Annotated in this window: 16 protein-coding genes; 8 read left to right on the forward strand and 8 right to left on the reverse strand. The window is 63.9% G+C overall.

Annotated features, from left to right (window positions below; genetic code table 11):
- Positions 1–26: 26 nt before the first annotated feature.
- Together WH265_RS12470 and WH265_RS12475 are read right to left on the reverse strand one after the other, a co-directional pair.
- Entirely contained in the window at positions 27–518 is a 492-nt protein-coding gene (locus WH265_RS12470) for a hypothetical protein (protein WP_021028406.1), read from the reverse strand.
- Positions 519–669: 151 nt separating this feature from the next.
- The gene (locus WH265_RS12475) at positions 670–1,839 is read right to left on the reverse strand and encodes a DUF72 domain-containing protein (RefSeq protein WP_339558481.1); all 1,170 of its coding nucleotides are present in this window, start codon (positions 1,837–1,839) and stop codon (positions 670–672) included.
- 216 nt (positions 1,840–2,055) lie between these two features.
- Between WH265_RS12475 and WH265_RS12480 the strand changes: the two genes are divergently transcribed.
- Together WH265_RS12480 and WH265_RS12485 are read left to right on the forward strand one after the other, a co-directional pair.
- Positions 2,056–4,446 carry a Tex family protein gene (locus WH265_RS12480; RefSeq protein WP_339558482.1) on the forward strand — a complete coding sequence of 797 codons (2,391 nt, stop codon included), beginning with the start codon at positions 2,056–2,058 and terminating at the stop codon, positions 4,444–4,446.
- Between the two features lie 163 nt (positions 4,447–4,609).
- A complete protein-coding gene (locus WH265_RS12485) occupies positions 4,610–6,565 on the forward strand; it encodes an AI-2E family transporter (RefSeq protein WP_339558483.1) in 1,956 nt (651 codons plus the stop codon).
- A 57-nt stretch (positions 6,566–6,622) separates the two neighbouring features.
- Here WH265_RS12485 and WH265_RS12490 read toward each other — a convergent pair whose 3' ends face one another.
- A complete protein-coding gene (locus tag WH265_RS12490; protein WP_339558484.1) occupies positions 6,623–7,525 on the reverse strand; it encodes a LysR family transcriptional regulator in 903 nt (300 codons plus the stop codon).
- Between the two features lie 75 nt (positions 7,526–7,600).
- Here WH265_RS12490 and WH265_RS12495 point away from each other — a divergent pair, with 75 nt between their 5' ends.
- The 5 genes from WH265_RS12495 (at position 7,601) to ggt (ending at position 13,103) form a co-directional block, all read left to right on the forward strand.
- Positions 7,601–8,782: an MFS transporter gene (locus WH265_RS12495; protein WP_021028401.1), complete on the forward strand. Its 1,182-nt coding sequence runs from the start codon at positions 7,601–7,603 to the stop codon at positions 8,780–8,782.
- A gap of 268 nt (positions 8,783–9,050) precedes the next feature.
- Positions 9,051–9,854, forward strand: a complete 804-nt coding sequence (dkgB, locus tag WH265_RS12500; RefSeq protein ID WP_339535245.1) for a 2,5-didehydrogluconate reductase DkgB — start codon at positions 9,051–9,053, stop codon at positions 9,852–9,854.
- A gap of 108 nt (positions 9,855–9,962) precedes the next feature.
- Positions 9,963–10,487 (forward strand): hypothetical protein, encoded by a 525-nt coding sequence (locus WH265_RS12505; RefSeq protein WP_339558485.1) that lies wholly within the window; start codon positions 9,963–9,965, stop codon positions 10,485–10,487.
- A gap of 79 nt (positions 10,488–10,566) precedes the next feature.
- On the forward strand, positions 10,567–10,827 hold the full coding sequence (locus tag WH265_RS12510; RefSeq protein ID WP_043341505.1) for a hypothetical protein: 261 nt from the start codon (positions 10,567–10,569) through the stop codon (positions 10,825–10,827).
- A 275-nt stretch (positions 10,828–11,102) separates the two neighbouring features.
- Positions 11,103–13,103: a gamma-glutamyltransferase gene (gene ggt, locus WH265_RS12515; RefSeq protein WP_339558486.1), complete on the forward strand. Its 2,001-nt coding sequence runs from the start codon at positions 11,103–11,105 to the stop codon at positions 13,101–13,103.
- 101 nt (positions 13,104–13,204) lie between these two features.
- Here the strand turns inward: ggt and phnX are convergent, their stop codons facing one another.
- From phnX to WH265_RS12540, 5 genes are all read right to left on the reverse strand, one after another.
- Positions 13,205–14,041 carry a phosphonoacetaldehyde hydrolase gene (phnX, locus tag WH265_RS12520; protein ID WP_339558487.1) on the reverse strand — a complete coding sequence of 279 codons (837 nt, stop codon included), beginning with the start codon at positions 14,039–14,041 and terminating at the stop codon, positions 13,205–13,207.
- A gap of 92 nt (positions 14,042–14,133) precedes the next feature.
- Positions 14,134–15,267, reverse strand: a complete 1,134-nt coding sequence (locus WH265_RS12525) for a TIGR03364 family FAD-dependent oxidoreductase (RefSeq protein ID WP_339558488.1) — start codon at positions 15,265–15,267, stop codon at positions 14,134–14,136.
- A 44-nt stretch (positions 15,268–15,311) separates the two neighbouring features.
- Positions 15,312–17,033 carry a putative 2-aminoethylphosphonate ABC transporter permease subunit gene (locus WH265_RS12530; RefSeq protein ID WP_339535277.1) on the reverse strand — a complete coding sequence of 574 codons (1,722 nt, stop codon included), beginning with the start codon at positions 17,031–17,033 and terminating at the stop codon, positions 15,312–15,314.
- 81 nt (positions 17,034–17,114) lie between these two features.
- On the reverse strand, positions 17,115–18,245 hold the full coding sequence (locus WH265_RS12535; protein ID WP_409515716.1) for a putative 2-aminoethylphosphonate ABC transporter ATP-binding protein: 1,131 nt from the start codon (positions 18,243–18,245) through the stop codon (positions 17,115–17,117).
- A 101-nt stretch (positions 18,246–18,346) separates the two neighbouring features.
- Positions 18,347–19,381: a putative 2-aminoethylphosphonate ABC transporter substrate-binding protein gene (locus WH265_RS12540; protein WP_339558489.1), complete on the reverse strand. Its 1,035-nt coding sequence runs from the start codon at positions 19,379–19,381 to the stop codon at positions 18,347–18,349.
- A gap of 221 nt (positions 19,382–19,602) precedes the next feature.
- On the opposite strand from WH265_RS12540, the gene WH265_RS12545 reads away from it, so the two are divergent.
- Positions 19,603–20,079, forward strand: coding sequence for a ribonuclease HI family protein (locus tag WH265_RS12545; RefSeq protein WP_339558490.1), 477 nt, complete (start codon positions 19,603–19,605; stop codon positions 20,077–20,079).
- Positions 20,080–20,128: the final 49 nt, after the last annotated feature.

Below are 20,128 nucleotides of genomic sequence, written 5' to 3' on the forward strand. Positions count from 1 at the left end.
CCGGGCGCATCAAGCCCCGGCCCGCATCACTTGAGCGCCGGGCTGAAGCGGATGCTGTATTTCTCCAGTGCCGGGCCCACTTCGAGCTGCATTGTGCGGCGCTTGGCCGCGGGCTTGCCGCCGGTGACCTGGGCCGTAATCACAATGCCTTTGCCATGGGCCTTGCAGCGCAACTCCTGCAAGCCCAGATCGGCGTTGTCGTCATTGATCTCGGCAAAGCCCTGGGTATGGGCGGCCACCCCGCGCCAATGGGGCGTTTCTTCGGGCTGGTTCATCCACTGCACAAACAAATAGGCCTGGCCGTTTTGCTCGCCCTGCACCACGCGGTAGGGCTGCTCCGCCTTGTTGCTGCCCTGGTTGCGGTTGCCACACAGCTGCACGCTGGTGACGCTGTCGCTCACGGTGAAACGGTTGGCACGGGTCTCCGCCGCCTGGGCGCTGAGAGAAGAGGCCAGTCCGGCACAAACGGCTGCCAGGCTGGCAAATTGGCACAAAGTGCGGTAACGCATGGGTTCCATCGCTAAAGGGGGAGTGGGTGCGGCGGTCGCCCGGAATGGCACTGCGCTGCGCACCCGCAGGGCAACCATCATAGGCCTGCACCAGACTGCTTAGGCGCAGATAACGGGGCGGCAGCGGCAAATTTGCGCAAAACATCGCAAGCGATTGCAATCAGGCCGGGCTGGGGTTTTCAGATTTTTTCAGTGCGGCAATCGCCTCTGCCAGCCGCACAATGCTGAGCGGGCCGCAGCCCTCGGCCTCGTTGCTGACGGTGACATAGGCGGGCTGCCCCTTGCCGCAGACGCCAGCCAAGGTGCTCGCCAGCAGGGCCAGCGTCGCGGGGTCGGGCTGCTGGATGCGGTCAAACGGCGCCAATTGCTTTTCGGCATCGGCATAGCCATAGGGGCCAAAGACGGGGTTCACATTCCAGCGGCAGACCAGCGGGCCGGGCCACAGGGCACGCAGCAGCGGCAGCTGCTCGGGCATGCGCGGCATCTTGGCGTGCAGGCCCAGGCAGTAGGTGGCACCGGCCTGGCGCAGAATCTGGGCCAGTTGCGGGGCGATGTCGGGGCGCAGCCAATCGGCATCGCGCACTTCAAAAGCCACAATCGGCCGGCGCTCTGCAGGCAATCCGGCCAGCTCGGTCTGCACGGCCAGCGCCAGTTGCGCAAGCGCTGCCAAGGTGGGCTGCAGGTTCAGCAGCCGGCCCAGCGGCAGGGGACTGAGCTGGAACAGCAGCACGCCCAGCTTGTCCAGCAGGCCTTCGCAGGCGGGCCGTACATAGCTGCTGAGGGCCAGCTCCACATTCAAAAAGGCCGGGTTGGGCTCTTTGCCGCGGCCTTCTTCACTGCGCACCTGGGCATCGCAGACGAGCGCCGGCGCCTTGACGACAAAGCGAAAATCAGGCGGCACCTGGGCGGCATAGACCGCGTACTCGGACGCTGCCAGCGGACGGTAAAAGCTGCGGTCAATGCTGACGGTGCGCAGCAACGGGTGCTCGGCATAGGCGTTCAGGCCGCGCTGCGCAAGAATGCGCTCGCTGTAGGCCTTGTCCCAGACCAGGCCCTGCCAGCCGGGGTAGGACCAGGATGAGCCGCCCATGCGCAGCAGCGCGGGCATGGCCGGGGCCAAGTCCTCACCCAGCAAGGGGTAGGCCGCGCCTACGGCCTGCGCACGGCTGCGCGCTTTGGCGGCAGGAGCGGGTGGCGTGGAGGGTGGAGGAGGGGAGACTTCGCTGTCTGGCGCGTGAGCGGGCGGCGCAGCCGGGCCGGGCGCAGCAGCAGCAGCCGGCGCGGGCTCGGTGCCAAACAAATCCAAATTCGAATCGGGCTCTGGGGACATCGCGGCCCAGTATGCCATCGCTCGCGCTGCGATTCGCATTGTTTGACGATTGGCGCCGAAGGCCGCCTGCGACACGCATCCCCCGTGTAGAGGCACTACCGATCGCTATAAAAATTACATTTTTCAAATCCGGCAACTGTTCAAATCCCCAGTGGCTGCCAGCAGCTATGGCACACTGGCTCTTTTGCCAGAGAAGCATTGGAGCGAGCGTAGAGCATGCAAAAAATCATTGCGCAGATTGCAGCTGAGCTGAAGGTTGCCGAATCGCAGGTGACATCGGCCGTGGAATTGCTGGACAGCGGGGCGACGGTGCCCTTTATTGCCCGCTACCGCAAGGAAGCCACCGGTGGTCTCGATGACACCCAGCTGCGGGATTTGGCAGAGCGCCTGACGTATCTGCGGGAGCTGCAGGACCGGCGCGAGACAGTGCTCAAGGCCATCGACGAGCAGGGCAAGCTGACCGATGCGCTGCGCCTGGCCATTGCCCGCGCGCCGACCAAGCAGGAGCTTGAAGACATTTACCTGCCCTTCAAGCAAAAGCGCCGCACCAAGGGCCAGATCGCCAAGGAGTTTGGCATTGAGCCGCTGGCCGACAAGCTGTTTGCCGACCCGAGCCTCGATCCGCAGCAAGAGGCCCAGGCCTTTTGCAAGCCCGCCACGGTGCTCGACGATGGCAAGCCCGGTCCGGATTTCTCCACCCCGCTGGCCGTGCTTGATGGCGTGCGCGACATCCTCTCCGAGCGCTGGGCCGAAGACCCGGCGCTGGTGCAAAAGCTGCGTGAATGGCTCTGGGCCGAAGGCCTGCTGCGCTCCAAGAAGGTGGACGCCAAAAACGAAAACGACCCCGAGGTCGCCAAGTTCCGCGATTACTTTGACTATGACGAGCCGATTGGCCGCGCGCCATCGCACCGTGCGCTGGCCGTGTTCCGCGGCCGCGCGCTCGAAGTGCTCGAAGCCAAGCTGGTGCAGCCCGAGCTGCAGCCTGGCGTGGCGCCCGAGCCGGGCCAGCCGAGCCTCGCCGAGGGCAAGATTGCGCTGCACCTGGGCTGGAGCCATGCCAAGCGCGCCAGCGACGACCTGATCCGCAAGTGCGTGGCCTGGACCTGGAGGGTCAAGCTCAGCCTGTCCACCGAGCGCGACCTGTTCTCCCGCCTGCGCGAAGACGCCGAAAAAGTGGCGATCAAGGTGTTTGGCGACAACCTGCGCGACCTGCTGCTGGCAGCGCCTGCCGGCCAGCGCGCCGTGCTGGGACTGGACCCGGGCATCCGCACTGGCGTGAAAGTGGCCGTGGTGGACCATACCGGCAAGCTGGTGGACACCACCACCGTCTACCCCCATGAGCCGCGCCGCGACTGGGAGGGCTCGCTGGCCGTGCTGGCACGCCTGGTGGAAAAGCACCAGATCAACCTGATCGCAATCGGCAACGGTACCGCCAGCCGCGAGACCGACAAGCTGGCCGCCGACCTGATCCGCATTGCTGAAAAAGCAGACAAGAAGATCGAGAAGGTGGTGGTGAGCGAGGCAGGCGCCTCGGTCTACTCGGCCAGCGAATTTGCGGCGCTTGAGATGCCCGATGTCGATGTCAGCCTGCGCGGAGCGGCATCGATTGCCCGCCGCCTGCAGGATCCGCTGGCCGAGCTGGTCAAGATCGACCCCAAGAGCATTGGCGTGGGCCAGTACCAGCATGATGTGAACCAAAGCGAGCTGGCCCGCCAGCTCGACGCTGTGGTGGAAGACTGCGTGAACTCGGTGGGCGTGGACCTGAATACGGCCTCTGCGCCACTGCTCAGCCGTGTCTCCGGCCTGTCGGGCACGGTGGCCAAGTCGGTGGTGCGTTGGCGCGATGCCAATGGCTCGTTCAAGAACCGCAAGCAGCTGATGGATGTGGCCGGCCTGGGCGCCAAGACCTTTGAGCAGGCAGCAGGCTTTTTGCGCATCCGGGGTGGTGACAACCCGCTGGACATGACCGGCGTGCACCCGGAAACCTATGCGGTGGTCGAGCAGATCATTGCGACGACCGGCAAGCCGGTGGACCAGCTGATGGGCCGGGGCGAGGTGCTCAAGAGCCTCAAGGCCGAGCGCTTTGTCAGCGAAAAGTTTGGCGCGCTCACGATCTCCGACATTCTGGGCGAGCTGGAAAAGCCCGGCCGTGACCCGCGCCCGGACTTTGTCGTGGCCCGCTTCAACGAAGGCGTGGAAGACATCAAGGACCTGCGCGAAGGCATGACCTTGGAAGGCACCGTGAGCAACGTCGCCCAGTTTGGCGCCTTTGTCGACCTGGGCGTGCACCAGGATGGCCTGGTCCATGTCAGCCAGATGAGCTACAAGTTCATCGAAGATGCCCGCGAAGCCGTCAAGACCGGCCAGATCGTCAAGGTCAAGGTGCTGGAAGTGGATGTGGAGCGCAAGCGCATCAGCCTGACGATGAAGCTGGACGCCGCGCCCCCGCGCCGCGACGGCCCGCGTGACAACCGCTTTGAAGCGGCTGGCCGGGGCCAGGGCGGTGGCGGCCGGGGCGGCTACACCCAGCCCGCGCGCGCCAACCAACCTGCGCAGCAAAACGCAATGGCCTCGGCCTTTGCCAAGCTGCAGGGCCTCAAAAAATAAGCACGGGCTGATGGCCTGCGCGGACCGCAAGTGCCATTCGGCCTTGCGGTTTTTTATTGAGCGCGGCCAGCGCTCCAAAAATCGGCCAAAGATGACATCCGCCCGCCCGGAAATTGGATGTAATAGCAGCTGCGTAGTCCCTCCCCTCTGAGCCCTTGCCCCCATGCCACCCGACCACCCCGCGCCCGACGATGAGCCTGTAGCCCAGCCTGTTCCTGGGCCCAAGCGCCCGCTGGGCGAGACAGAACGCAGCGGCAGGCGCGCTGCCGGGCGCCGCCGCGCCGGGCTGTCCACCCAGGACACCCTGGCGCCGCTGTTGGCAATCGTGCCCGGCTTGCGTCTGATGGTGGGCATGGTCATCGCGGCGGTGGTGATTCTGGGCCTGTATGTGGGCCGGGATGTGCTGCTGCCGGTGGCCTTGGCAGCGCTGCTGGGCTTTTTGCTGGACCCGGCGGTCAGCCGGCTCAAGCGCTGGGGCATGCCCCGGGTGCTGTCGGTGGCGCTGGTGATGGTGCTGGCCTTGGGCGCGCTGGGCGCAGGCGCTATCTATGTGGGCGGCCAGGTCACCAGCCTCAGCGCCGAGCTGCCCACCTACCAAAACACCATTCGCCAGAAGCTGCGCCATGTCAAACCCTATTTCAATGGCCCGGGTGTTTGGGATGGCGCCGTCAAGGTGCTCAACACCGTGGAGACAGAGATCGGGCAGGGCGATGCGCGCACGCGCCGGGTGCAGAAAGTGGAAGTGCAGGAGCCTGCCGTCAAGCCCATCCAAAAGGCGCTGGAGCTGCTGAGCAAGGTGGCCGAGCCGCTGGCCACCACCGGCATCGTGTTCCTGTTTGTCGTCTTGATCCTGCTGGACCGCAGCGGCCTGCAGGACCGGCTGCTGCGCCTGATGGGCCCCAACACCCATATGGCGTCGGACGCGCTCGACGATGCCGCCACGCGCATTGGCCAGTATCTGCGCATGCAGCTTTTTGTGAACCTGAGCTATGGTGTGCCGATGGCTTTGGGGCTGTGGTGGATTGGCGTGCCTGGCGCGATTCTCTGGGGCATTTTGGCTGCGGTGCTGCGCTTTGTGCCCTATATCGGCCCGATGGCGTCGGCGGTGTTCCCGCTCACCCTGGCCTTTGCGGTCGACCCGGGCTGGAGCCTGCTGCTGTGGACCTTGGCCTTGATTCTGCTGTTGGAGCTGCTGAGCAACAACATCATCGAGCCCTGGCTGTATGGGGCCAGCACGGGCCTGTCGACCTTGTCCATCATTTTGGCAGCGACCTTCTGGACCGCGCTGTGGGGGCCTGTCGGCCTGATCTTGTCGACGCCGCTGACAGTCTGCCTGCTGGTGCTGGGCCGCTATATCCCGGGGATGGGCTTTTTGGAGATCTTGCTGGGCAGCCAGGCCGTGTTTGACCCGCCCGAGAAGCTGCTGCAGCGCCTGTGGCGCGGCGATGTGGACCAGGCCATTGATGTGGCTTCGGAAAACATCGACCAGGCGCTGTCCCCCAAGCCCAGCCAGCATGAACAGGCCTTGGCCGTCACCCAGTTCTATGACCAGGTGGCCGTGCCCGCGCTGCTGATTGCCGCGCAGCAGTACCGCCACGCCGCCAGCCCACCGCAACGCCAGCGCCTCTCTGAGGCCGTGGCCATGCTGCTCAGTGGCCTGCAGCGCCACTACCGGCCCACCGCGCTGCAGCCGGTAACCGAGGGCCAGCCACCGGCACAGACCGTGGTCTGCGTGGGCATGCAGTGGGATATTGACCGGCATGCCGCCACCATGGCCGCCCATGCGCTGCGTCTGCACGGCGTGGACAGCAGCACGCGCGCAGTGTCGATCGAGACGGTTCTGCGCCAGGGCGATCTGTCCCTCTATGACGGGGTGCGCCACCTGTGCATCTGCAGCTTTCACTCCAATCCGCTGGGCAAGCTCAGCCAGATGTGCGAGAGCCTACGCTTGCGCTGCCCGCAGTTGCACATCACCGTGATGCTGTTGGGTGCCCCGGGCCGCGGCCCTTTGCGGCCTGCAACGCTGGACAGCATGCAGGCCGATAGCGCCGTCTACCAGATCAGCGGGCTGACGGCGCTGTTGGTGGGCCAAGGCCCATCGAATGAGGAGGCTCACTGATGGGTGCGCCCCAGCCAGGCAGAGCAGGGCAGCGCTGCAAAACTGGGGTCGCGCAGCTCAGTCGCTAAAGGGCTGCGCTCCCAGCGCGCCAATCACATGGTCGACAAAGCAGGTGATGCGCGAGGCCAGTGCCGTATTGCGGTAGTACACCGCATGGATGGACTGGCGCACATCGAGCAGCTGGTCGCCGAACAAGGGGACCAGCTGGCCGCTGTCGCGGTCCTCCCGGGTCATGAAATCCGACAGGCAGACGATGCCGAAGCCCGCCAAGGCCATATGGCGTAGGGTCTCGCCGCTTGATGAGGCAATGGCTGGCTGGATGCGCAGCAGCTCGCCGCTGGCATCACGCAGCGGCCATTCATTGAGGGAATCGGGTTGGGTAAAGCCCAGCAATACATGCTGCGCCAACTGCTGGGTGTCGGCAGGGGTGCCATGGCGCGCCAGGTAGGCGGGGCTGGCCAGCACCCGGATGCGGCTGATGCCGACGGGCCGCGCATGCATGCTCGAATCCTTGAGCGCCCCAATGCGAAAGGCCACATCGCTGCGCTTTTCGATCAGGTCCACAATCCCTTCGTGCGAGTGCAGCTCCAGCTCCACCTCCGGGTACTTGGCGCGAAAGCTGTCGACCAGGGGCACCAGCACATGCAGCATAAAGGGCGTGGCTGCATCCACGCGCAGGCGCCCAGCGGGCCGTACACGCCGGGCGGCCATCAGCTCTTCGGCCTCATCCACCGACACCAGAATCGCGCGTGCCCGCTGCAAGAAGGCGCTGCCTTCTTCGGTCAGCTCCAGGCGGCGTGTCGTGCGGCGCAGCAGGGTGGTTTGCAGCTTTTCTTCCAACCGGCCCAGGGTGCGGCTGGTGGCGGACACCGTTTGGTCCAGCAACTCGGACGCTGCGGTGATCGAGCCGGTATCGACCACGGCCACAAAGGCCTGCAATTCATCGAGCGTGGTCTTCATTGTTGCCCTGGCGTCAAAAGATTTTGGTGGCGATCGTACTTAATCTGCAAATATTAGCAGGGCACACTAGAGGCTATGAAGTCTTCCGCTGTTTTGTTCGCCTTGGCCATTGGCGCTTTCGCCATTGGCACGACCGAGTTTGCCCCGATGGGGCTTTTGCCCGTCATCGCCCAGGGCGTTGATGTCAGTATCCCGACTGCGGGCATGCTGGTGTCGGCCTATGCCGTGGGCGTGATGCTGGGCGCGCCGGTGATGACCTTGCTGTTCAGCCGCTTTGGCCGGCGCGCTGCGCTGGTCACCCTGATGCTGATTTTCACCGTGGGCAATCTGCTCTCGGCATTGGCCCCCGGCTACACGACCTTGCTGCTGTCGCGCCTGGTGACCAGCCTCAACCATGGTGCTTTCTTTGGCATTGGTGCCGTAGTGGCGGCCAGCGTGGTGCCCAAGGACAAGCAGGCCAGCGCCATTGCGGCCATGTTCATGGGCCTGACGGTGGCCAATATTGGCGGTGTGCCCGCTGCCACCTGGATCGGCCAGCAAGTGGGCTGGCGGCTGGCCTTTGCCGGCACCGCTGCGCTGGGCCTGATCACCATTGCCGCACTGTGGATGGTGCTGCCCAAGGGCGAGGCCGGCACACGCCCTGATGTGCGCCGCGAGCTCAAGGTGCTGACCCGCCCCGAGGTGCTGCTGGCCATGGGCACCACGGTGCTGGGTGCCGGCTCGATGTTCACGCTCTACACCTATGTGGCCCCGGTGCTGACCGAGATCACCCATGCCAGCCCCGGCTTCATCGCCTTTGCGCTGGTGCTGATTGGTGTGGGTTTCACCATCGGCAACAGCCTGGGCGGGCGCCTGGCCGACTGGTCGCTCGATGGCGCCACGCGCCTGATTCTGCTCGCCCTGGCCCTCATCATGCTGGTGCTGCCCTGGGCGCTCGGCAGTCATCTGGGCGCAGGCATTGGTCTGGTGGTGTGGGGTGCAGCCGCTTTTGGCATGGTTCCTCCGGTGCAGATGCGGGTGATGCAGGCAGCCGCCGAGGCGCCGGGCCTGGCCTCGTCCGTCAATGTGGGCGCCTTCAACCTGGGCAATGCCGTGGGCGCCGCCTTGGGTGGCGCTGTGATCGGCCAAGGTCTGGGCTATGCAGCGGTGGCCTGGGCAGGCGCGGCGCTGGCGGCTGGCGGGCTGGGCCTGGTGTTGATCCAGGGCCGCATGCGCCGTGGGCAGACTGGTGCTGCAGCGGCGGCGGGCCATATCTAAACATTGCTATGTGGGCCTACGGCTCCTCGTGCAGACCACAGGCTGCGCGAGGAGCTTTTTTGCTTTCTAGGCCTGGTGAAGCCGCGCAAGGAGCAGGAGAGGGCTTGATAGTTGATATTTCTTCAAAAGAATATTGTTGATCCAGGGCTTTATCTGCAAGGATGAAAAGCGCAAACTGGCTGCCAATGCGATCAAGACCTGGTTGCTGATCCAAGCGCTGCAGGTCTGCCGTACCTCTCTGTCTGTATTTTTCCCAAGGAGTTTTTTTATGTCTATTCCTCGATTTGGCGTTGGTACTTTCCGTCTGCAAGGGCAGGTAGTCGTCGATTCCGTGCGCAATGCGCTGGAGCTGGGTTACCGGGCGGTCGATACCGCGCAGATCTACGGCAACGAAGCCGAAGTGGGCCAGGCTATGGCCGACAGCGGAATTGCGCGCGAAGCGCTGTTTGTCACCACCAAGATCTGGACCGACAACTACAGCCAGGCCAAGCTGATCCCTAGCCTCAAGGACAGCCTTAAAAAGCTGCGCAGCGACTATGTGGACCTGACCCTGATCCACTGGCCCGCCCCCGGCAATGGTGTGGAATTGCAAGAGTTCATGACCGCGCTGGCCGAAGCCAAGGCCCTGGGCCTCACCCGCCAGATCGGTATTTCCAACTTCAATATCGACCTGACCCGCCAGGCCATTGCCGCCGTGGGAGCAGGGGAGATCGCCACCAACCAGATCGAGCTCAGCCCCTACCTGCAAAGCCACAAGTTGACCGCTTTCCTCCAGGAGCAAGGCATTGCCGTGACCTCGTACATGACCCTGGCCTACGGCAAGGTGCTGAAGGACCAGCTGCTGGCCGAGATCGCCAACAAGCACCAAGCCACCGTCGCCCAGGTCGCCCTGGCCTGGGCGCTGCAACTGGGTTACGCCGTCATCCCGTCTTCCACCAAGCGCGAGAACCTGGCCAGCAACCTGCTCGCCCAGCAACTGGTGCTCGATGCCGAGGACATGGCCCGCATCGCGCAGCTGGAGCGCAATGGCCGTGAGGTGAATCCTGAGGGACTGGCGCCGATATGGGATTGAAGTGGTAATAGCGTTGATGGTCAAAGGCCTGCCTCGCGGCAGGCCTTCTTCATGCCGAAGAGCAGGGCGACCCGCTAGTATTCGCGCAGAGAATACGTAAGGAAATGTATGCGATTTCTGATGGCCCTGGGCCTGCTGCTGGCAGGCTCAGCCGGTGCCCAAGAGGTCTACCGCTGCGGCAATAGCTATAGCTCCGAGCCCTGCAAAAATGCCAAAACCATTGATGTCACGCCCGCAGTCAGCAACCCGGATGGACCTCTGACCCGGCTGATCTACCTCTGTAAACGACCCGACAAAACCGAGCTGTGGTGGATCGACCGGCCATGTTCGCAAGAGCGATGGGACTTGGTCGAGAGCGTCAGAGTGCCGAGCAATGTGGACTGGAAGACCCAAATGGCCATCGCCCAACGAAAACGGGCGGACGATGCGCGGCGAGCCAGCCAGGCCCGTCATCACTACCATTCGGCTTCGCCTGGCAGCGGACGATCCAACGAAGCGCGTTGCGAGGAATTCAAGCAAAGGGTGGAATATCTGGATTCCGCCGCCAGAGTTGGCGGTACCGCGCGCAAGATGGAATGGATCCGAGAGGAACGGCAAAGTGCGCGGGACCAGCAGTTTCGGGCGGGGTGCTGAGGTTCCTGTTACAGCGCTTGCATGCGCTGAAGGGTTTCAGACCCGCACGCAGCTACACTGCGCGGCAGGAGGAACGGCCATGGATTGGGCAAGACTGCAGATGGAGATAGACCGACAGCTCGCTTGGATGCTTTTCTGGTCGTTGATCGCTACCGTTATCTCGTTATGGGTCGGTTATGAGCTGTTGAAGGCAGCGATCAAGAACGGCATCAATGCCTCAAACCTGGGCGACCGCCGCAGGTTGATGCAAACAGCGCAGCCGCCGGTGGCACCGGCAGGTTATCGCTGGGTGTTGGTGAAGGATGACAAGTCGGGGGCTGACATACGTCCAGAGCGCTGAGACACAGAGTTTGCGCGTGTCCAGGCAATGGTGCTGGTGTTGCTGCCACGATGCCTTCTCATCAATACTTAGATAATTGATACGATGTATATTATGTTAAGTCGCATTTCTACCTAGCCAACAGACCAGCACCGAACCAGGAACCTCTCGCCCGCCCCGCCTGGGCAAGGCGGTCAATTTGTTGCCAAACCGAGGGTTAACCACGGCTTATACAGCCTTTCGATGATTCGTTTTGCTAAGACAATTTCCTGTCAATTGATCCAAGGAAAAGTTATATGAAAAACGAAAAATCGCTGGGAGCCGTACCTGCGCGCTACAGCATGGCTGCATTGGCAGCGATCGTCGCGCTGACGATGACCGCCTGCGGCGGCTCCAGCCATAACGACCAAGACGATCTGGTGAGCACGGCTTGCGAGGCTGGCACGTCGGACGGCTCGGTAGTGGTGGGCTCCGGTCTGCCTGGCGATCCTTCGTTCCCCGAGCTGGCTTCGGGCTACCGCACCGGCAAAAAGGTCGTTGAAGGCCATAAGTACATGGTGGTGACGGCCAACCCACTGGCCTCCAAGGCCGGCTGTGAGGTGCTGAAGTCTGGTGGCTCGGCGGTGGATGCAGCGGTGGCTGTGCAGATGGTGCTGGGTCTGGTCGAGCCCCAGTCCAGCGGTATTGGCGGCGGCGCCTTCATGCTGTACTACGATGCAGCGACCAAGAAGGTAACGGCCTACGACGGCCGCGAAACCGCACCTGCTGCCGCGACACCCGATTACCTGCGCTATATCGACAGCGGCACGCAGACCACGCCGCTGCCCAGCGCCCGTGCCAGCGGCCGCTCCATCGGCACGCCTGGCGCCGTGCGCATGCTGGACCTGGCCCACAAGGACCACGGCGCCAAGCCCTGGAAGGACCTGATCCAGCCGGGTATCGACCTGGCCACCAATGGCTTCAAGATCAGCGGCCGCATGTCCGATGCTCTGGCCGGTGCCAAGACCGCGCTGCAGGCCGATGCCGATGCGCTGGCCCTGTATTTCAACGCCGACGGCTCGACCAAGGGCCTGGGTGAGACCTTCAAGAACCCCGCTTACGCAGCTACGTTGACCAAGATGGCGACCGGCGGTGCGGATGCGTTCTACACCGGATCGGTGGCACAAGGCATTGTCGACAAGATCGCCGTGACCCAGAACGTGACCACGGGCGCGCCTATCACCCCTGGCGTGACCACGATGGCTGACCTGGCTGGCTACCAGGCCAAGAAGCGCGATGCCGTCTGCACCACCTACCGCGCCAAGTACGTGATCTGCGGCATGCCGCCTCCCTCGTCCGGCGGTATTGCCGTGGCACAAGCCATGGGTGTGCTGGAGAACTTTGACCTGGCCCCCCACAAGCCCACCGCGCTGGATCTGGAAGGCGGCAAGCCGACTGCCATGGGCGTGCACCTGGTGAGCGAAGCCGAGCGCATGGCCTATGCCGACCGCGACATGTATGTGGCAGACACCGATTTCACCCCCCTGCCCGGCCCGCTCTACAGCACCTTGCTGGACAAGAGCTACCTGAAGTCGCGCGCCGCGCTGATCTCTACGACCCAGAGCATGGGCACCGCGACTGCCGGCCAGTTTGGCAACACCCGCCTGGGCGTGGGCAAGGTGACCGAAGCGGGCACCACGCACATGACCATTGTCGATGGCAAGGGCAACGTGGTCAGCATGACCACGACGGTGGAGGCCGGCATGGGCTCCTACCACATGACCCAGGGCTTTGTGCTGAACAACCAGCTGACCGACTTCTCCGCCGCGCCAACCTCGGCCGATGGTCTGCCGATCGCCAACAAGGTGGAAGCGGGCAAGCGCCCACGCAGCTCGATGGCGCCCACGCTGGTGTTTGACGCCACGACGGACGGCCAACCTGGCGCCTTCAAGATGGCCACCGGCTCGCCTGGCGGCGCCACCATCATCCAGTTCGTGACCAAGACCCTGGTCGGCGCACTGGACTGGGGCCTGGATGCCCAGCAAGCCACCAACCTGGTGAACTTTGGCGCCTCCAACAGCCGCACCACCAACCTGGGCGGCGAGCACCCCAACATCAATGCCACCAACAGCGGTGACAACGATCCGCTGGTGCTGGCACTGCGCGCCATGGGTCACACCGTGTCGGTCAATGCGCAATCCAGCGGTGTGGGCACGGTTATCCGTACCGCCAATGCGGCAGGCGAAGCCCGCCTGAGCGGTGGCGCCGATCCACGCCGTGAAGGTGTGGTGCTGGGCGATACCTACAAGACCAAGTAAGCCTCGGCTTCAGCAACGTCAAAGAGCCGCTGCGGGTTGATGCCTGCAGCGGCTTTTTTGCTGGTCGGCGCCCTGCTCTTGGCGCTTATCTGTTTAGCGCATCAAGCAGTAGCTTGGGCGGGCAGCTCCTGGCGCTGCAGGTGCTGGTTGATCTGCTCGATCACCGGCAGCAGGTCGGCCACGCTGTCGATCACAAAATGGGCGCCGGCGCTGCGCAGCTGTTCGCTGGCGGTGCTGCGGATGTCGGCTTGCTCATCCGAGCCGAGCGCCTGCCATTCGGGCAAGGACAGGCCATTGGCATTGCCGCTGACTGCCACACCAACCGTCCAGCAACCGGCATTCAGCCCTTCGGCAATGCCGACGCCGGTGTCATCCACCTTGACTACGGTCGAGGCAGGCCAGATGCCCAGGTCGGCAAAGCAACGGTACATCATCAAGGGGCTGGGGCGGCCAGCGGCCAGGTCGCCGGCGCAGACGATGTTGTCTGGCGCGTAGCCGGCGCGGGCGGCGATGGGCTCGAGCACATCCATGATTGGGCGGTTGTAGCCGGTGGTGCTGCCGATCTTGATGCCATCGAGCCGCAGGCGGTTGACGACTTCGAGCGCGCCAGGGATAAAGTCGGCAAAATCACCGACGACGCGGGCGTTCATCGGCGTGAACACCTCGTAGAGATGGTCGATATCGCTGTTGGCCACCGGCTTGCCATAGCGGCGCTCCCACTGCGCTGCCACCTCGGGCAGCTGGCACAGCGCTGCAATATGGTCCCATTTGGCAGAACCCATTGGGCCCCGGGCCTGGGCAATGCTGATCTCGATGCCGAAATCCTTGAACAGCTGCACAAAGGCGCCCATCGGCGCGCGTGAGCCAAAGTCGACAATCGTGCCGGCCCAGTCAAAAACAACGGCTTGTACGCGTTGGGGGTTGTGAAAATTCGTCATGGTGTCCTCTGCTCCATGGCCTGGCCACTGGCCAGGGTCCGTGTTGGGGCTGTCTATATAAGAGATGTGTCGTTCTGCGTGCCCGGCAACCCTTACCAATGGGCAAAGGTGTCGTGCGCCACGCCAAAGCCGGTGCTCGCGCCCGTGCCGCTGGTGACGATGGCCACGCGGGTGGCGGCGTCCGGCGCCTCGATAAAGCAGTCCGTCTGCGGAGCCGATGGGTAGATACCTACCCAGCGCTCGGTCACGCGGTAGTCGCCAATGTTCAATGCTTCGCGCATATGGCGCAGCATCAGCGCATCGACCTCGTCCTGCGCAAAGGGCTGGACGGAGGCGCCATAGTGGTGCGAATCGCCGACCACCAGGCTGCCGTCAGCGCTTTGCACGGCGATCAGGTGGATGCCATGGGAAAGGCTTTCGCCCTCTTCCTGCTGCAGTTGCTCGAGCAAGGCGCGCGCCTCGGGCAGCTTGCTGTAGCCGTGGTAGCGCACCAGGCTCAGGTCGCCCATCACCGATGCGTTCAGGCGCAGATTGCCAGCGGGCTGTACGCGCAGCATCTGCAGCTGGCACAGCTGCACCTGGTGTTTGGCAAACAGCGCGCTGTAAAGGCCATGGATATCAGCATTGGTGCATACCACCACGCGCTCGGCATGCAGCTGGCCCTTGGCTGTCACCACCTTGGGCGTGGCCACTTCCAGTACTGCTTCGCCAAAGCGGAAGGTGACTTGCATCTGCTCGGCCAGCCAGCGCGTCAGCTGGGCGATCGCGTCGCGTGATTCGACACGCAGGTCAATGGGGCTGTGCAACACGGCCTTGGCCTGGTCCAGCCGCAGCTCGGGCGCGTGGCGGGCGGCCTCTTCGGGGCTCCACAGTGTGCAATTCACGCTCTGGGCCATCTCGGTGTGCATAAAGGCCTGCAACACATCCAGCGCCTTGTCGCGTGTCGCCACCAGGTTCAGGCCCTGGTGCTGCACCGTTATACCGGCCTTGGGCGCAAGCTCGGCCCAGACGTCGCGCGCATGGCGGGCGCGGCGCCAGGTGTCCCCTGCCCCCTGGCCGGTCACCGTCACAAAGCCAAAATTGCGGATCGACGCGCTCACGCAGGCGGCATCCCGGTCGACCACGCAGACCGTAAGGCCCCGGCGTGCCGCCTCATAGGCATGGGCGAGGCCCACAATGCCTGCACCCACCACAATCACATCAAAACTTGTGCTTCCCACCGTCATTCCTGTCTTTCCTGGTTCTCAAATCATCTTGTCCATCCACACGATCAGCGCTTGCGCCAAGCCTGCGTGCGCTTGTTCAACCACCAGCCCAGCGCCTGGTAGAGCACGGTCACCACGCAGCTGATCGCGGCAATCATCACCGCCATCGCAGCGGCAGCGGCCATGTCCCCGGCCTCATCCAGGTTCAGGATGGCAACCGCGCCCAGGCGGGTTTCTGGCGAGTAGAGGAAGACGACGGCCGAGATCGTGGTCATCGCGGCCACAAAGAAGTAGCGCGAGACCTCCAGCAAGGCCGGCAGGCACATCGGCAGGGTCACCTTCCACAAGGTGCGGTAGAACGGCACCTTGAGCGAGGCGCTGACCGATTCAAACTCGCCATCGATCGACTTGAGCGCCGTCACCAGGGTCATGTGGCCGGTGGTGTAGTAGTGCATCACCGTGCACAGCACCATCAAGGGCATGGTCTGGTACAAAAAGTTCAGCGGGTTGCCAGGGGCGTTGAAAAAGAAGATATAGCCCAGGCCCAGCACCAGGCCGGGCACGGCCATGGGCAGCATGGCCAGCATGCGCAGCACCGGGCGCAGCGCGGGCATGCCCTTGGTTTTTTCCAGCAGATAGGCGCCCATGAAGACCACGATGGGCCCGGCCACCGCAGCGCTCGCGGCCATGGTCAGGCTGTTGAAGACGGCGGTATCGACACCGGCATCGACCAGGCCGCTGGTGTAGTGGCTCAGGGTCAGGTCCAGTTGGTAGGGCCAGAACTGCACCAGCGATGCAAAGATGGCCATGCCGAACATGGCCAGCATCAGCGCGGCCAGCGTCCAGCACAGCAGGCTGCAAAAGCGGTCGGTCGCGGCATGGCGGCTGGGCTGCAGCACCACGGCGCGCGCGGTCAGCACCGCGGTCTGCTTTTTCTGCACCTGGCGGTCAATCGCATAGGTGATGACGGCAGGCAGCAGCAGCAGCAAGGCCACGACGGCGCCACGCTGGAAATCCTGCTGGCCGATCACCAGCTTGAACACATCGGTGGCGAGCATGTTGAAATTGCCGCCGATCACCTTGGGGATACCGAAATCGGTGATCACCAAGGTAAACACCACCAGCGCGGCCGAGACAACGCCATAGCGCGCTGCGGGCAAGGTCACAGTCAGGAACTGGCGCGTGCGGCTGGCCCCCAGCGCGGTGGCGGCCTCGTAGAGGCGCTGGTCGCCCAGGGCCAGTGCGGTGATCAGGATCATCAGTGCATGCGGAAACGTGGCAAAGCACTGGGCCAGCACAATGCCGGGCGCGCCGTAGATGGTGTCAAACCCCAGCGCATTGAGAACGGACTTGAGCACGCCCTGATTGCCAAACCAGTAGATCAGCGAGATGGCAGACAGCAGCGACGGGGCCAGCAAGGGCAGCAGGCTGATGCTGCGCAGCAGGCCCTTGGCGCGGATGCCCGAGCGCGTGATGGCATAGGCAAAGCCAAAGGCGAGCGGGATGACCAGGGCGGTGACCACCAGCGATACCCAGAGGCTGTTCCAGAGGCTGCCCAGCAGCGCGGGCGACTGGAAATAGCGCACAAAGCGCATGAAGGCCGAGCCCTCGTCGCCCGAGGTGGGCGCAAAGGCCTGGCCCAGCAAGGCGGCCAGCGGTGCCAACAGGCCAAGCAGCAGCAGCGCGGTGATGGCGACCAGCGCCAGTTGCGCGATGCGGTCACTGGGCGCTGCATGCAGGCCGGTATGGCGGGGGAGCGCTGCGGGCGCTGAAACGGATGAGGTCATAGTGTGTCGGTAAGGCCCCGTGACCGGGGACATGGCCGCGAGCGGCCCCTGCCCCGGCGCTTGCCAGGGCAACGGCCGGGCTCAGGCGGCCTGGGCAAAAATCTTCAACTGCTGCGCATGGATGGAAAACTGCAACCAGCGCCCCACCTGGATATCGAGCTGCAGACACTGCGCCGGGCTCAGCTGCAGCTGCACATGGCGCTCGGGCAGGCGCTGCACATCGACATGGACGATGCACAACGCTCCGAGAAACTCCAGCTGCTCGACGACACCGGTGAGCACCGGCGCGCCATTGGGCGCAGGCGCGCTGCCGATGGGCGGCATGGCCGTGCAGTCATGCACGCTGCAGTCTTCTGGCCGCAGGTAGACATGCAGGCTTTCGCCGGGGCTCATGCGCGGCGCCTGCGGGCAGTACAGCTTGTGGCCTGCCAAGGTGATGCCGCCATTGCCGGCGGCCAGGGCCTGCAGCTTGTTGGCCTTGCCGATGAACTCGGCCACAAACGGGGTGGCCGGGCGTTGGTAGATGTCGCGGGGCGTGCCCACCTGCTCGACCACGCCATGGTTCATCACCACGACGCGATCGGCCATGGCCATCGCCTCTTCCTGGTCATGCGTGACCATGATGGTGGTGACATACAGGCGCTGCTGCAGCGCCCGGATCTCGTTGCGCAGGTGCACGCGCACGGTGGCATCCAGGGCGGACAGCGGCTCATCGAGCAGCAGCAGGCCGGGCGACATCGCCAGCGCACGGGCCAGGGCCACGCGCTGCTGTTGGCCACCCGACAGCTGGGCCGGGTACTTGCCCCCGCTCACCGACAGGCCCACGGTGTCCAGCAGGCTTTGCACCTTCTGGGCCACCAGGGCCTTGGGTTGGCGCTGGCTGACGAGGCCATAGGCCACGTTGTCAGCCACCGTCAGATTGGGAAACAGCGCATAGGACTGGAAGACGATCCCGTAGTCCCGCTGCGAAGCGGGCAGTTGGGAGATGTTCTTGCCGTCCTGCCAGATCTCGCCGCTGGTCTGGGCTTCGAGCCCGGCAATCGCACGCAGCAAGGTGGTCTTGCCGCAGCCCGAGGGGCCCAGAAAACATACCAGCTCGCCACGGCGAATCTGCAGGTTGATCGACTGCAAGGCGGTAAAGCTGCCGTAGGACTTGTGCAGATGGCGAATCTCCAAAAAGGGCGGGCCACCCTCTTCGTTGCCACGGCGCAAGCCCTGCTCGGCGGACTCGAATGCATACGAGGTATCGCGCACGGGCGTGGTCTGCGCCGCCTGGCCCTGCGCTACTGGCAAACGCGCTGTCTCCCTGTCACTCACTTCTTGGCCTCGCTCTTGGCGTCGTAACGCTTGGTCCATTCGGCCAGCACGCGATCGCGGCTGTCGGCCATCTTGGAGAAGTCCAGCGGAATCAGGCGTGACTCATAGTCGGCAGGAATATTGGCCAGCTTGGGTGCAACGCCGGGCATGGCGGTAACGGCAAAGTTCTTGCCGTACAGCTCCATCGCCTCCTTGCTCACCGCCCAGTCCACCAGCTTTTGGGCGGCATCGGCGTGCTTGGTGCCCTTGTAGATGCTGATGCCTTCCAGATCCCAGCCCAGGCCTTCCTTGGGGAACACCAGCTCGATGGGTGCACCCTTGGCCTTGTTGGCGTGCGCACGGTATTCAAACGAGATACCGGCGACATACTCGCCCTGGGCGGCCATGTTGCAGGGCTTGGAGCCCGAGTGGGTGTACTGCGCAATGTTCTCGTGCAGTGCATCCATGTACTTCCAGCCGCCGCCGTTGCCGTTGTCGTCGCCAAACAGCTGCAGCCAGGCGGCTACGTCAAAGTAGCCGGTGCCGCTGGATGCGGGATTGGGCATCACCACCTGGCCCTTGAACTCGGGCTTGGTCAGGTCTTGCCAGCTGGTGGGCATGGGGATGTTGCGCTTCTTGGCTTCGACGGTGTTGAAGCAGATGGTGGCGCCAAACACGTCCATACCAACCCAGTGGGGTGGGTTCTTGCTGTCGCGGTACTTGGCGGTGATCGCCTCCAGACCCTTGGGCGCATAGGCTTGCAGCATGTCGTTCTTGTCGAAAATCGCCAGGCTCGATGCCGCCACGCCCATGATCACATCGGCCTTGGGGTTGGCTTTTTCGGCCAGCAGCTTGGCGGTGATGACGCCGGTGGAGTCACGCACCCACTTCAGCGCGATGTTGGGGTGGTTCTTGTTGAAGGCCGTCTCATAAGCCCTGAGCTGGTCCATCTCGAGCGCCGTGTAGACCGTCAGTTCCGTCTTTTGGGCATACACCAGGCCCGTTGCTGCCATGGCGGCAGCTGCAGCCACCAGCTTTTTCCAGTTCTTCATTGCGTACTCTCTCGCCTGGGTTAATAGGATCGATGGAGTATCTGAAGCCTTTGTGACAATGGCATGGCGGATTGGCGAAGCTTGGATGACACAGGCGCTCGTCATATTGACGAGGTATTTGGGCTGTATCGCAGGCGCTACAGTGGCCTGCCATCCTGCGCCTGAAGGCCGACATTCCCAGTGGCCCTGCGCTGGATTGGGCGCCACTTTATGCTGCTCGCATGACATCAGCCACCTGGATCGCCTATATCGACGGCAGCGCCCTGCCCAACCCGGGGCGCATGCGCATTGGCGGCATTGCCTATGCGCCCGATGGGGCCAGCCACCGCTTTAGCCAGGCAGTAGGCCATACCGGCTGCAACAACGAGGCCGAAGCACTGGCCGCCATCCATGCCCTTCAATGGCTGCAAGGCATGGGCGCACGCGAGGTGCTGCTGCACACCGACAGCAGCATTCTGGCCGCGCAAATGGCAGAGCCCGCCGCAAAACCCATCGCTCGCCTTGCCGCGCTGTATGAACAGGCCCGTGCGCTGCGTGCCGGCTTTGTGCAGCTGGAGGTGCGCTGGGTGCCGCGCCACAAAAACACCGTAGCCGATGCCTTGGCGCGCGGTGAAGTGGCGCCGGCAGACGATGCGGTAGATGTGGTAGATGTGGTAGATGCGGTAGATGCGGTAGATGAGGGCGATGAGGTCGATTAGGGAGGGTTGGTAGGTTAGGTGGAGTTGGAAGGGGAGGACGGCTAGGCAG

The organism is Comamonas sp. MYb396 (assembly GCF_037479555.1).
Lineage (GTDB): Bacteria > Pseudomonadota > Gammaproteobacteria > Burkholderiales > Burkholderiaceae_C > Comamonas.